We start from the raw sequence: 13,397 nt of genomic DNA on the forward strand, positions 1-13,397 counted from the left end.
TAAAGCCGCGACACAAAAGGAATACCGGACGTTATGAGCATTTTTCAATCGGACCAAGATTCGCGGGACAATCCCGCCGCACCACAGGTTCCGCACTCCGGGCGGGCTGTGATCTCACGCAAGCTGCGTGAACTTTACGATGCCGTTCAGGATGAAGGCATTCCCGATAAATTCCTCGATCTTCTCGAAAAACTCGATGAAGCCGAAAACAAGGCAAAGAACGGGGTTTCGGAGGGATGATGGCGAAAGAGCCCGAACAGACTGAATACAATTTCAAACGGGAAATGCTGGCAGCGCTGCCAAATCTGCGTGCTTTCGCTATCTCACTCATCAGGTCCCGCGATCGCGCAGACGATCTCGTTCAGGACACCATCATGAAGGCCTGGGCGAAGCAGGATAGCTATCAGCCCGGTACCAACATGCGTGCCTGGCTCGTCACAATCCTGCGCAACGAATTTTACAGCCAGATCCGCAAGTCCGGCCGTGAAGTGCAGGATACAGACGGCGCCTACACGGCACGTTTGTCGGTCCCGCCGGAACAGCACGGCTCTGTCGACCTTCAGGATTTCCGGTCAGCGCTTGCGAAACTGCCGGATGACCAGCGCGAAGCAATCCTCCTGATCGGGGCCTCAGGTTTTGCCTATGAGGAAGCCGCAGAGATTTGCGGATGCCCTGTAGGCACCATCAAGAGCCGTGTCAGCCGGGCGCGCATTCGCTTGCAGGAGCTTCTGGGTATCGAAAACGAAAACGAATTCGGCCCGGACGCGCAGACGACAGCGGCAACGGGAACGGCATCAGCAAGCATCCGCTGACGAGATCGCTCATTCGTCCTTCAAGGAAGCCGTCAAATGCCGGCTTCCTTGACCGACTGCATGACGACGAAGGTCGATGTATTTGCGACCGACGGAAGGCTGGATATTTTTTCACCCAGCACCCGCCGATATTTGCGAATGTCGCTTGTTCGTACTTTAAGCAAATAGTCGAAAGCGCCCGCAATCATATGGCACTCTTCGACCTCTTTGATCTTGCGGACCGCAGCGTTGAACTCTTCCAGCGCCTTTTCACGCGTGTCCGAAAGCTTGACCTCGGTAAAGGCGATATGGTCGACGCCGAGCTTGTGTTGATTGAGCATGGCGCGAAAGCCCAGAATATAGCCCTCATCCACCAGACGCTTGAGCCTGGTTTGGCAAGGGGTCTTTGAAAGTCCGACCTTTTTGGCCAGTTGCAGCACTGACATGCGCCCGTCTTCGCTCAGCGCCTCGATGATCTTGAGATCAAAGTGATCCAGATCGACTTCTTTTTTCGATATAGCCATTCTTATTGACGCCTTTCCGGCAAAACAAAAGTTCGTATTTCCTGTTTTATCGAAGAAATAAGGCCATATCAATTTCTGAGGCAATGATATTGTCGGCTCAGAAAAAATGATGGCCGAACCGCATAAGCAGGTGCCGTCAATTTTGGCGAAACAGCTTTTCAAGGATCATTCGGATGGCCGATGGCGCGAACACGACCGGTTTGAACACATCAAAGCACGCGGTTGGCATTTTTGAACAATTTGCACCGGCAGTGCGCGAACAGAGTGCACTGCGCCAGGCGATCACTGCGGCCTACCGCCGATCGGAACCGGAATGCCTTGTCCCGCTTTTGCAGGCGGCAACCGTTTCGGAAGAGCAGGCAAGCGCCATTCGCACAACCGCTCGTAAACTCATCGAGTCCCTTCGTGCCAAGACCAAGGGCACCGGCGTTGAAGGACTGGTGCAGGAGTACTCGCTGTCCAGTCATGAGGGTGTCGCGCTGATGTGCCTTGCCGAGGCATTGCTGCGTATCCCCGACAAGGCAACCCGTGATGCTTTGATCCGTGACAAGATCGCCCGCGGCGATTGGAAGTCGCATATCGGTGGTGGCAAATCCCTGTTTGTGAATGCGGCAACCTGGGGTCTCGTAATTACCGGCAAACTCACCTCAACCGTCAACGACAGCGGCCTGTCTTCAGCGTTGACGAAACTGATCGCTCGTGCCGGCGAACCCGTAATCCGTCGCGGTGTGGACATGGCCATGCGCATGATGGGCGAACAGTTCGTCACCGGCGAAACGATCGCCGAAGCCATCAAGCGCTCGAAGCCATTGGAAGAGCAAGGTTTCCAGTACTCCTATGACATGCTCGGCGAAGCCGCCACGACGGCGAAAGACGCAGAGCGTTATTATCGTGACTACGAAAACGCCATTCACGCGATCGGCAAGGCTTCTGCCGGGCGCGGCATCTATGGCGGCCCCGGGATTTCCATCAAGCTTTCCGCCCTGCATCCGCGTTATTCGCGAGCGCAGGCCGCACGCGTCATGGAAGAGCTTCTGCCACGCGTGAAATCGCTGATGCTGCTCTGCAAGCAGTATGATATCGGCCTCAACATCGACGCGGAAGAAGCCGATCGTCTCGAACTGTCCCTCGACCTTCTCGAGTCACTGGCACATGATGCGGATCTTGCGGGCTGGAATGGCCTCGGTTTCGTGGTGCAGGCCTATGGCCGTCGCTGCCCATTCGTGCTCGACTACATCATCGATCTGGCGCGCCGCGCCAACCGTCGTATCATGGTGCGCCTCGTCAAGGGTGCCTACTGGGACGCCGAGATCAAGCGTGCGCAACTGGATGGCCTTGAAGACTTCCCGGTTTTCACACGCAAGGTGCACACTGACGTGTCTTACATTGCCTGCGCCCGCAAGCTGCTGGCAGCCCGCGATGTGATCTTCCCGCAATTTGCCACGCACAATGCACAGTCAATGGCGACGATTTATCATCTCGCCGGCCCGGACTTTAAGCTTGGTGACTATGAGTTCCAATGCCTGCACGGAATGGGTGAACCGCTCTACAGCGAAGTTGTTGGCAAGAAGAACCTCGACCGTCCTTGCCGCTTCTATGCGCCCGTTGGCACCCATGAGACCCTGCTGGCCTATCTCGTTCGCCGTCTCCTAGAAAACGGTGCGAACTCGTCCTTCGTGAACCGGATTGCCGACCCTGCTGTTCCGGTCGACGCTCTCCTGGAAGATCCGGTTGCGGTTGTGGAAGCCATGCAGCAGCCCGGCGCGCAGCATGATCGCATCGCATCGCCAGCCGCATTGTTCGGCACCGAGCGTGCGAACTCAGCAGGCCTCGACCTTTCCAGTGAAACGACGCTGGCAACGCTGAACACCATTTTGAGCGAGAGTGCTGCGACCGAATGGAAAGCCGCCGCGCCTGAGGCAAACGGTGAAGCCCGCCCCGTCCTCAACCCAGGGGACCATGCCGACGTCGTCGGTTACGTCATTGAGCCGACCGAGGCCGACGTCGAAAAGGCAATGCTGAAGGCATCGACATCGCGCTGGTCCTCCACCGCCGTTGAAGAGCGCGCCGCTTGCCTTGATCGCGCCGCTGACCAGATGCAGGCGGAAATGCCAGCCCTGCTCGGCCTCATCATTCGTGAAGCCGGAAAATCAATGCCCAACGCAATCGCAGAAGTGCGTGAGGCGATCGACTTCCTGCGTTATTATGCGGGTGAAGCACGCAAGAACATTGGCGCCGAACAAGTGGCCCTTGGCCCGGTCGTCTGCATCAGCCCCTGGAACTTCCCGCTGGCAATCTTTATCGGTCAGGTTGCCGCGGCACTGGTTGCCGGCAACCCAGTTCTGGCGAAGCCTGCCGAAGAAACCCCGCTGATCGCAGCTCAAGGGGTACGTCTGCTTCACGAAGCAGGTGTTCCGGCAGACGCCGTTCAACTTATGCCAGGCGACGGAAAGACTGGCGCAACACTTGTCGGTTCACCGTTGACGGCGGGCGTGATGTTTACCGGATCAACGGAAGTTGCCCGGATCATCCAGAGCCAGCTCGCTGGTCGCGTCCTGGCAAACGGTCAGCCAGTCCCGCTGATTGCCGAGACTGGTGGCCAGAACGCCATGATCGTCGACTCCTCTGCCCTTGCCGAACAGGTCGTCGCCGACGTTATCGCATCGGCCTTCGACAGCGCCGGTCAGCGTTGCTCGGCGCTTCGTATCCTTTGCCTGCAGGACGATGTGGCCGACCGCACACTGACCATGCTGAAGGGCGCATTGCACGAATTGCGGATCGGACGGACCGATAGTCTGTCCGTCGATGTCGGCCCTGTCATCACGGCAGAAGCCAAGGGAATTATTGAGAAACACGTGGAGCAGATGCGAACGCTTGGCAATCGTATCGAACAGATCGATCTTGCTGGCGACACTGGCAAGGGAACCTTCGTTCCGCCAACGATCATCGAGATGAAGTCGCTCGCGGATCTGAAGCGTGAAGTCTTCGGACCGGTGCTGCATGTCATTCGTTTCAAGCGCAATGACCTCAACAACCTCATCGACCAGATTAATGCGACCGGTTATGGCCTGACCTTTGGCCTTCACACCCGCCTCGACGATACGATCAAGCATGTTCTGTCCCGTATCGAGGCCGGCAACCTTTACGTCAACCGCAACATCATCGGCGCGGTTGTGGGCGTGCAGCCGTTCGGCGGACGCGGCCTTTCCGGCACCGGTCCGAAAGCAGGTGGTCCGCTCTATCTTGGCCGCATGACGCAAAAGGCGCCGAAAATTGATCGGATCATCAGCCAGCAGGACGAAGCCGCAACGGATTTTGCACGTTGGCTGACTGAGAACGGAGAAACCGTGGCCGCCGAGGCAGCGCACGAGGCCGGTGCTCTCTCCGGCCTTGGCTTCGAAACGGAGCTGGCCGGTCCGGTGGGTGAGCGCAACGTCTATGCCCTGCATCCGCGTGGCAAAGTCCTGCTTATTCCGCAGACGGAACAGGGCCTCTATCGTCAGTTAGCTGCGGCGCTGGCAACCGGAAACAAGGTCGTCGTCGACAACACGTCCGGGCTCGAGAAGACGACCTATGGATTGCCGGCAACCGTGACCTCACGCATCAGCTGGGTCGATAACTGGGAAAAATCCGGTCCTTTCGCGGGTGCCCTGGTGGAAGGCGACGCGGAGCGTGTCGTGGAGGTCAACCGGAAGGTCGCAGCTCTGCCAGGACCGCTGGTTCTGGTGCAGGCCGCGACAACGCAAGCGCTTTCCGGTGCAAGCCAGCCATACAACCTCGATTGGTTGGTGGAAGAGGTTTCCGTCAGCGTCAACACGACCGCTGCCGGTGGCAACGCCAGCCTGATGAGCATCGGCTGACAACAAGCATGGCAGGGCTCCGGCCCTGCCATTTCCTTACACGAACATTACTCAGGCGCCGTTTTCGCTTCGGCCAAAAAGCTGGTCAAGAACCTGCTCCTCCAGCCTTGCGAACTCCGGCGTACCGTGTCGGCGCGGCCGCGGTAATTTGACCTCGAGATCAAGCGCGATACGGCCCTCATCGATCACCACGATACGATCCGCCAATGCCACAGCTTCTGAAACATCATGTGTGACCAGAACGGCGGTAAACTTCTGTTTGCGCCAGATGCGCTCCAGCAGAAGCTGCATTTCAATGCGCGTCAGAGCGTCGAGCGCACCAAGCGGCTCGTCAAGCGCAAGGATCTGCGGGTGAGCGACCAATGCTCTTGCCAGTGCCACACGCTGTTTCTGTCCACCTGACAGTACATAGGGCCATTCTCCTGCCCTGTCCTTCAGACCCACCTCGTCGAGAATGGCGAAGGCCTGTTCTCTGGCTTGGTCTCCCTTGGCAATGCCTGTCAGGCCGACCGAAACATTGTCTGCGATCCGCTCCCACGGCAGCAGCCGAGGCTCCTGGAACATGATGCGGGTTCGGTCCTGCGGATCTTTCGAAACCGTACCGGAAGTAGGCGTTTCAAGGCCGGCCAGAATGCGGAGCAGCGTGCTTTTTCCGCAGCCGCTCTTGCCGATGACGGCGAGAAATTCACCCTCATGCACATCGAGATCAATTCCCCGCAATACGGGTTTATCGCCAAAGGTCTTGGCAACGTTTCGAAGGCTGAAGGCGATTTTGCCTTTTTCTTTGACGCCAGTTGATGGCACAGCTTTCGTTTCCACCGTGTCCGGCCGCCGCAAAGTTGTAACGTTCCCCGTCGACATTGAACTACCTCTCAAGCTTTTTTGAAGGCCGGATGCCATTGCAGGAAAATGCTTTCGAGGAAGCGTGCGAAACTATCCGCAAGCTTGCCGAGAAGCGCATAGATGAGGATCGACAGCACCACCACGTCGATCAGCAGAAACTCGCGTGCCTGCATGGCCATGTAGCCGAGACCGGAAGAAGATGAGATCGTTTCCGCCACGATGAGCGTCAACCACATGATGCCGAGGGCATAACGCAGACCCGTGAAAATGGCTGGCAAAGCGCCGGGGAGAATAACCCGGCGAAACAGTGTGAAGGGAGACATCCCGTAGGTGCGCCCCATCTCCACCAATTGCGGATCAACGCCTTGGATGCCGAGCAGTGTATTGATGTAGATCGGGAAGAACACACCTAACGCGACAAGAAAGAGCTTTGCTTCCTCGTCGATACCAAACCACAGGATGACAAGAGGAATAAGCGCCAGATGCGGAATATTGCGGATCATCTGCAACGTCGTATCGGTAAAGCTACGGGAAAATTTCGACAGTCCGTTGGCGAGGCCAAAAATGAACCCGATAGCACCACCGATCGCAAAACCCGCCAACGCCCGCGCCGAACTCACGCCAATATTGTTCAAGAGTTCGCCGGAGAGTAGCAACCGCCAGAACGCCTCTGCCACCGCAGACGGCGCCGGCAGAACATTGGCCGAGATCAACCCAGCTCTGGCCGCAACTTCCCATCCAAGAATGATCAGCGCAGGCAAAAGCCAGCCGATAACGCTGCCGCTCGCCGACTGGATTTTTTTGCTCATGAGGCGTCCTCCGGCGTTGCTATCAGTTTGTCGCGCCAGACCAGACGGCATCCTTGATGCTGATCTGTTTCGGGATCAGTCCGAGCCGATAGAACCGGTCGGCAGTTTCCTGCTGGCCCGCAATGATCTTGTCGTCGATCTTGGTGATACCGAATTCAGAACGGTTTGCAGCCAGCGTCTGCGCTTCAAGTGGCACGCCTGTCACTTCATGCAGAGCGGCAGCGACCTTGTCGCGGTTTGCCGCAGACCATTTCGCCGCCTCACCGAGCGCATCGACCGTGATGTTGATCGTTTCAACGTTGGACTTCGCATAGTCGCGGTTGGCGAGGAAATACGTGTTCACATCCAACACGTCCGATGTACGAGCCAGCGTCACCGGCTTGTAACGGGTTTCGGCGATGGCAAAGAAAGGGTCCCACACAGCCCAGGCATCTATCTTGTCACTGGCGAAAGCAGCCGCAGCATCAGCCGGGCTCAGATAGACCACCTCGATATCTGAAAACTTCAGGCCGTTCTTTTCCAGTGCCGCGACGAGGAGGTTATGCGCACTGGTACCCTTGCCAACCCCGACCTTCTTGCCCTTGAGATCGGCAACAGACTTGATGCCACTTGCTTCCTTGGCAAAGACAGCCTCACCCTTTCCGTTCGAAGGAAGCGCTGCGACATAAACGATCGCCGAGCCCGCAGCCTGTCCGAAAATTGGCGGCGCGTCGCCTGTCCATCCGACATTGATCGAGCCGACGTTCAGAGCTTCGACAAGAGGCGGTCCGGCGGTGAATTCGACCCAGGAAACCTTGACACCCTTGGCCTCAAGCGCCTTTTCGATCACGCCTTGCTGGCGGGCGATAACCGGCAGGCCCGTCTTCTGGTAGCCGATTTTCAATTCTTCGGCGGCGCTGGCCTGGAATGGCACGGTGGAAAAAAGCGCGGCAGCAAGAACGCTTCCAGAAAAGATACGACGGGTCAGGCCCTGCATTGGTGTCTCCTTGTCGCCGATCTTCCGGCCGATTTCGATATGGAGACATGCTAGATTTTTCCACTTGAACGATAGAGAAACAATCATTCAATAAATTGGCGACCCCGGAAATATCATTCTTTAGGGAGCGCCATTGCGGAGAACGCTAAAGGACGTTTCAAAATTCGACGCTTGTGAGCGCGGCAAAAACTGCGAAGCCAAGATGGTCGTTTTATTCTCCACGGCAATCAGATAAGACGCCGAAACGCCCTTTCTATTTGGGACTGCGGGCGCGTTGGTGCGAGGATGAAATGGATTCACGCAGAAGGCTGATCCCCGATATCGTCACCCTGCAGGCTTTCGAGTGTGCCGCAAGGCACGGAAACTTTACGCGCGCTGCAGAAGAGCTCAATCTGACCCAGAGCGCCGTTAGCCGCCAGATCAGCGACCTCGAAGCACAGACCGGCATGCAGCTTTTCGAGCGCATCCGCAGGCGTGTCGTTCTTTCCGAGGCCGGCCGAAAATTTCTGCCGGATGTTCGCCGCCTGTTGCAACAATCCGAACAGCTCATGGTTCGCGCCGTCTCGGCCGGGACCTCGCATGCATCTCTTTCCATCGCCACACTCCCGACATTCGGAAGCCGCTGGTTGATGCCACGCCTGCACAACTTCCTGACAGCAAACCCGCAGACGACAATTACCGTCGGCTCACGATCTCACCCCTTTGATTTCGACGAGGAGGGGTTCGATCTTGCGATCCATTACGGTCAGCCGGTCTGGGCGCATGGAACCTGCACCTTCTTGTGCGACGAGGTGATCGTGCCGGTTGCCAGCCCGGCGCTGCTGACATCGAACGGTATCACAGCGCCACAAGACCTCGCCGACAAACCGCTCTTGCATTTGACCACACGTCCAAAACTCTGGACGGAGTGGATGGAGATGAACGGCGTCATCACACAGCATGCCTACCGAGGCAGTCGCTTCGACCAGTTTTCGATGATCATAGAGGCCGCCATCAGCGGAATAGGCTTCGCGCTTTTGCCCAAATACCTGATCGAAGCGGAACTGGCCTCAGAACGCCTCATCATCGCTTTCGACGCGCCCTTGCAGACCGACAAAAGCTATTACGTTGCCCTGCCCGAAGGAAGGCAGGACAACATGCTGGCCCGTGCGTTCCAGAGCTGGCTGCTCGAACAGGTCGGCAAGCCGCTCTGATGTCTTTTTGCGATCAGACGCCAAAGGCTCGTTGCAGGAACCTTCCGGCGATCATGGCGCCATCCTGAGAAATGCTGTGACCGAGGCCCGGCAAAACATGCAGTTCTGTCTCCACGCCAGCTGCCTTGAATATATCCGATGCCTTGACGCTCTCGGAGACCGGCATGATGTGATCCTCATCGCCATGAATGAGGGTCAGCCGTGTCGACGGTGATGGGCTGATGGGTTGCGGCGAAGCAAGGCGGCCAGAAAAGGCAGCGACGGCGGCGACAGGCAGTCGTCCCGATGCCAGGACGTCAAGCGCCATGATCGAGCCTTGCGAAAAGCCGACCAGTGCGACGCGCTGCGGATTGTCGGCAAGTCCGTGCTCGGCAATGATTTCGCCGATAACGCGATCAAAATCGCCCCTTGCAGCCCGCACCCGATCCGGGCGATTTTCTTCGGTAACGCCTTCGATGCTGAACCATTGCCGTCCGGGACCCCGCCCGAAAGCAAACGGACCATTGGGGCTGACGAAGTCCGTATTGGGCAGCAGGCCATTCCATAGATTGGCGAGCGGAGCGAGATTGGCTCCATTGCTGCCAACGCCGTGCAACAGAATGACGAGGTTGCGTGCGCCGACTTCAGTCATCTCTTAGTCCTTTGAAAGTTTCACGTCATCGAGGCCAGGCATATCAGGACCAACGGGAACGATTTGTGTCGGATTGAGTGCCTTGACCGAATAATAGCCACGCTTGATGTGATCGATGCTCACCGTCGAGCGGACACCGGGAATATCAAGCACGCGCATCATATAGGCCTGCAGATCGGGATAGTCCGCAATGCGCCGAAGATTGCACTTGAACAGGCCGAAATAGGCCGCATCGAAGCGGACAAGGGTTACAAATAGCCTGATATCCGTTTCCGTTGGAACATCGCCAAACAGGAATGGGCCGTTTGAGGCAAGCCGCGCCTCCAGTTCGTCCAACGTCGCAAACACATCCGCAAACGCTTCTTCGTAAGCGATCTGCGTGGTGGCAAAGCCTGTTCTGTAAACGCCATTGTTCAGGTGCGGATAGATGTAGTCATTGAGTGCATCTATCTGCGCCTGCAAATTCGCTGGGTAAAGATCGAGGGTATTGTCTGCCAGGTCACCGAAACCAGAATTGAGCATGCGCAGGATATCGGCGGATTCGTTATTGACGATTGTGTTCGTCTTCTTGTCCCAGAGCACCGGAACGGTGGCGCGACCGGTATAATGCGGGTCGGCACGCGTGTAGAGCTGGTGCATGTAGGTGACGCCGTTCAGCGTGTCGTAATCCGAACCCGGATAGTCTCCGAACTTCCAGCCTTCGTCGGACAGAAACGGTTCGACCACGGAGACAGAAATGACGTCTTCGAGTTTTTTAAGTTTGCGACCGATCAGCGTGCGCGACGCCCAAGGGCAAATCAACGCGACATAGAGATGATAGCGACCGGGCTCAGCGTTAAAACCGCCCTCACCTGTCGATCCAGCCGAGCCATCCGGCGTAACCCAGTTGCGAAAACCGGATATTTGACGGACAAAGCCGCCCTTTTTGTCCGTTGCCTGTACCGGATGCCAATCGGCTGTCCACTTTCCGTCCACGAGCATTTGCAGCTCTCCGTTCATCTATCGATGAACACCTTATGGGCCCCACGGCGCCGCTGCAGCAAGCCGCACTTCGGTTGACGCACTGTTTCCTAAGGCGCGACAACGCCGCTTTCAAACCTTGAGGTTGCCCTCAAAGACGATTGCGAAAGAAAGGATTCCAGCGAACTGTGCCAAGCCTGACTTTCTCTCGGATCATGGTGAGAAGACCTGAAGCTGCTATGACGCCCAGTCCTAAGATCGCAGTGGCATCGGGATATTCATGGAAGAAGGTCGCACCGATGGCAACGGCCCAGAGTATCTGCGAATAATGAGATGGCGCGATCTGGCTGGCAGGCGCAATCCGTGTTGCAACCAGCAGCGTGATCTGTCCGGTAGCAGTACAAAGGCCAATAAATGCAAACGCCAATATCTGATGAAGATTTGGCGCAACAAATTCGGGGATCGACGCAACGCCGTTGAAAACAAGACCATATGTCAGAAGCACACCCATGATGGACGTGCGCTTTTCCTTGCCTGCCAAAGAGCGTAGCAGAACGATGGTCATGGCCGCAAGAAACGCAACGCCGATTGCCGCAACATGCCCCAATTCAAGTGCCTTGAAGCCCGGCCTTACGACGAGCATCACGCCAACAATGCCGGCCAGCACCGCCGCCCAACGCCACGGTCCGATGTCTTCCTTTAGTACCACGGCTGAAAGCACGGTGACGAACAGCGGTGACAGGAAGATCAGGGCATAAGCCTCCGCCAACGGAATGGTTGTAAATGCGTAGATACCGAGAATGCCTGCGAAGAGGCCTGAGATTGCACGACCATGCACCGCGAAAGGACGGCTCATGCGCCAGAAATCGCGCCATCTCTCGTCTCGGGGTCTGCTGAAAAAGATGAAGATGCCGGAAAAGAGAATGCTGAAAAAGCCGATCTGGAAGACCCCGACCTGCGAGCCGAGCGACTTGATCGTCGCGTCCCCCCAGGAAAAGCTGGCATAGGCAAACAAGCCGAGCAAAAAACCTTTTTGCATTTCAGGAACCCCGAGCATCGGACAGGCGGGTAAGAGCCAAACCACAAAAAACCATGAGCAAACAACGACGCTCATCGAGCATCGGCGGCAGCACAATCGTTGCAGATTTTCTCCTCTGCTCCAGAGCTAGACCCGGCTACTGGCGAGTGCAAGCCACCAAACGGCAAAAATAAACCCGTTTACCCGCACCAGCGCAAATCACCGGAAGGTGCGACAAATTTATCCCAAACCCGCAACGATAGCGGACCGCGCAAAGCCTTTTTTAAGCTCGCACCAAACCACTAAATGGCGAATGCTGAACGTAATCACACAAGCTTCATGCAAAGCGAATAGGCCACTCTCACACCGGCGCTTGGCGACGGACGGGAAGGCGGCTAAACAACGTGTGGTGGAGACCTCACCGCTCCCCCGAGTCTTTACAGTGCACTGTTCAAACGAAACGCGGGATATCCGAAAGGAAGACGAATGCGGATAGTCATGATCGGCTCCGGTTATGTGGGCCTTGTCTCCGGCGCTTGCTTTGCCGATTTCGGCCACGACGTCATCTGTGTCGACAAGATGCCGGAAAAAATCGAGGCCTTGAAAAGTGGCCATATCCCGATCTTCGAACCCGGCCTGGAGACAATCGTCGCCAACAATGCCAAGGCTGGACGTCTAAGCTTCACCACCGACCTCGCCGATGCCGTCAGCAATGCTGAGGTCGTTTTCATCGCCGTTGGCACACCGTCGCGCCGTGGCGATGGCCACGCCGATCTCGGTTATGTCTATGCCGCAGCCAAAGAGATCGCTCACGCCATCACCGGCTTTACCGTCATTGTGACGAAGTCGACTGTCCCCGTGGGGACTGGCGATGAGGTCGAGCGCATCATCCGCGAAGAAAATCCGTCCGCTGATTTCGCTGTTGTGTCGAACCCGGAGTTTCTGCGCGAGGGTGCGGCGATCGAAGACTTCAAAAGACCAGACCGGATCGTTGTCGGACTTTCCGACGAGCGCGCCCGCCCGGTCATGACGGAGGTCTATCGTCCGCTCTATCTCAACCAGTCGCCGCTGCTCTTCACGACACGACGCGCATCCGAACTGATCAAATATGCCGCCAACGCGTTTCTCGCGATGAAGATCACCTTCATCAACGAGATGGCGGATTTGTGCGAAAAGGTCGGCGCCAACGTTCAGGATGTGTCGCGCGGTATCGGCCTCGACGGTCGCATCGGCTCGAAATTCCTGCATGCTGGTCCAGGCTACGGTGGTTCGTGCTTTCCCAAGGACACGTTGGCCCTTGCAAAAACGGCACAGGACTACGACAGCCCTGTTCGCCTGATCGAAACCACCATCGCCATCAACGACAACCGTAAACGCGCCATGGGCCGAAAGGTCATCAATGCTGTGGGCGGTGATGTGCGCGGCAAGAAGATCGCCGTGCTCGGTCTCACCTTCAAGCCGAACACCGACGACATGCGCGACAGCCCTGCAATCGCCATCATCCAGACACTGCAGGACGGCGGTGCAAAGGTGATCGGATACGACCCTGAGGGGATGGCAAACGCGCGCCATGTGCTTGAGAACATCGAGTATGCCGAAGGGCCGTATGAAGCGGCACAAGATGCTGATGCAGTGGTTATCGTGACCGAGTGGAACCAGTTCCGCGCGCTCGATCTACCACGTCTGAAAGCAATCATGAAAAGCCCGATCCTGGTGGATCTGCGTAACATCTATCGAACTGACGAGGTATCGGCGCACGGCTTCGCCTATGCCGCTATCGGTCGCCCATAAA

At 57.0% G+C, this 13,397-nt stretch carries 12 protein-coding genes; 5 read left to right on the plus strand and 7 right to left on the minus strand.

Translation table 11 applies throughout. From position 1 onward, the window contains the following. Positions 1 to 33 precede the first annotated feature (33 nt). Positions 34 to 240: a NepR family anti-sigma factor gene (locus tag HWX89_RS04010; RefSeq protein WP_138793663.1), complete on the plus strand. Its 207-nt coding sequence runs from the start codon at positions 34 to 36 to the stop codon at positions 238 to 240. Then, positions 240 to 812 (plus strand): sigma-70 family RNA polymerase sigma factor, encoded by a 573-nt coding sequence (locus HWX89_RS04015; RefSeq protein ID WP_138793662.1) that lies wholly within the window; start codon positions 240 to 242, stop codon positions 810 to 812. The genes HWX89_RS04010 and HWX89_RS04015 overlap by 1 nt, the downstream gene beginning before the upstream one ends. Positions 813 to 844: 32 nt before the next feature. On the opposite strand, the gene HWX89_RS04020 is transcribed toward HWX89_RS04015, so the two are convergent. After that, positions 845 to 1,315 carry an Lrp/AsnC family transcriptional regulator gene (locus HWX89_RS04020; RefSeq protein WP_138793661.1) on the minus strand — a complete coding sequence of 157 codons (471 nt, stop codon included), beginning with the start codon at positions 1,313 to 1,315 and terminating at the stop codon, positions 845 to 847. A 173-nt stretch (positions 1,316 to 1,488) separates the two neighbouring features. Here HWX89_RS04020 and putA point away from each other — a divergent pair, with 173 nt between their 5' ends. After that, positions 1,489 to 5,175, plus strand: coding sequence for a trifunctional transcriptional regulator/proline dehydrogenase/L-glutamate gamma-semialdehyde dehydrogenase (gene putA, locus HWX89_RS04025; RefSeq protein WP_138793660.1), 3,687 nt, complete (start codon positions 1,489 to 1,491; stop codon positions 5,173 to 5,175). Between the two features lie 51 nt (positions 5,176 to 5,226). Here putA and HWX89_RS04030 read toward each other — a convergent pair whose 3' ends face one another. From HWX89_RS04030 to HWX89_RS04040, 3 genes are read right to left on the minus strand one after another with little or no spacing between them, the layout of a single operon-like run. Next, positions 5,227 to 6,036 (minus strand): ABC transporter ATP-binding protein, encoded by an 810-nt coding sequence (locus HWX89_RS04030; protein ID WP_138793659.1) that lies wholly within the window; start codon positions 6,034 to 6,036, stop codon positions 5,227 to 5,229. An 11-nt stretch (positions 6,037 to 6,047) separates the two neighbouring features. Continuing rightward, a complete protein-coding gene (locus HWX89_RS04035; protein WP_138793658.1) occupies positions 6,048 to 6,827 on the minus strand; it encodes an ABC transporter permease subunit in 780 nt (259 codons plus the stop codon). Positions 6,828 to 6,849: 22 nt separating this feature from the next. Next, positions 6,850 to 7,803, minus strand: coding sequence for an aliphatic sulfonate ABC transporter substrate-binding protein (locus HWX89_RS04040; protein WP_138793657.1), 954 nt, complete (start codon positions 7,801 to 7,803; stop codon positions 6,850 to 6,852). A 290-nt stretch (positions 7,804 to 8,093) separates the two neighbouring features. On the opposite strand from HWX89_RS04040, the gene HWX89_RS04045 reads away from it, so the two are divergent. Next, positions 8,094 to 8,996 carry a LysR family transcriptional regulator gene (locus HWX89_RS04045; protein WP_138793656.1) on the plus strand — a complete coding sequence of 301 codons (903 nt, stop codon included), beginning with the start codon at positions 8,094 to 8,096 and terminating at the stop codon, positions 8,994 to 8,996. Between the two features lie 13 nt (positions 8,997 to 9,009). Here HWX89_RS04045 and HWX89_RS04050 read toward each other — a convergent pair whose 3' ends face one another. From HWX89_RS04050 to HWX89_RS04060, 3 genes are all read right to left on the minus strand, one after another. After that, positions 9,010 to 9,627 carry an alpha/beta hydrolase gene (locus HWX89_RS04050; protein WP_138793655.1) on the minus strand — a complete coding sequence of 206 codons (618 nt, stop codon included), beginning with the start codon at positions 9,625 to 9,627 and terminating at the stop codon, positions 9,010 to 9,012. Positions 9,628 to 9,630: 3 nt separating this feature from the next. After that, a complete protein-coding gene (locus HWX89_RS04055; protein ID WP_138793654.1) occupies positions 9,631 to 10,608 on the minus strand; it encodes a glutathione S-transferase family protein in 978 nt (325 codons plus the stop codon). Between the two features lie 130 nt (positions 10,609 to 10,738). Next, the gene (locus HWX89_RS04060; protein ID WP_138793653.1) at positions 10,739 to 11,626 is read right to left on the minus strand and encodes a DMT family transporter; all 888 of its coding nucleotides are present in this window, start codon (positions 11,624 to 11,626) and stop codon (positions 10,739 to 10,741) included. A gap of 465 nt (positions 11,627 to 12,091) precedes the next feature. Between HWX89_RS04060 and HWX89_RS04065 the strand changes: the two genes are divergently transcribed. Then, on the plus strand, positions 12,092 to 13,396 hold the full coding sequence (locus HWX89_RS04065; RefSeq protein ID WP_138793652.1) for a UDP-glucose dehydrogenase family protein: 1,305 nt from the start codon (positions 12,092 to 12,094) through the stop codon (positions 13,394 to 13,396). Position 13,397 lies beyond the last annotated feature (1 nt).

This window comes from Rhizobium sp. RM (genome assembly GCF_013390595.1).
Lineage (GTDB): Bacteria > Pseudomonadota > Alphaproteobacteria > Rhizobiales > Rhizobiaceae > Agrobacterium.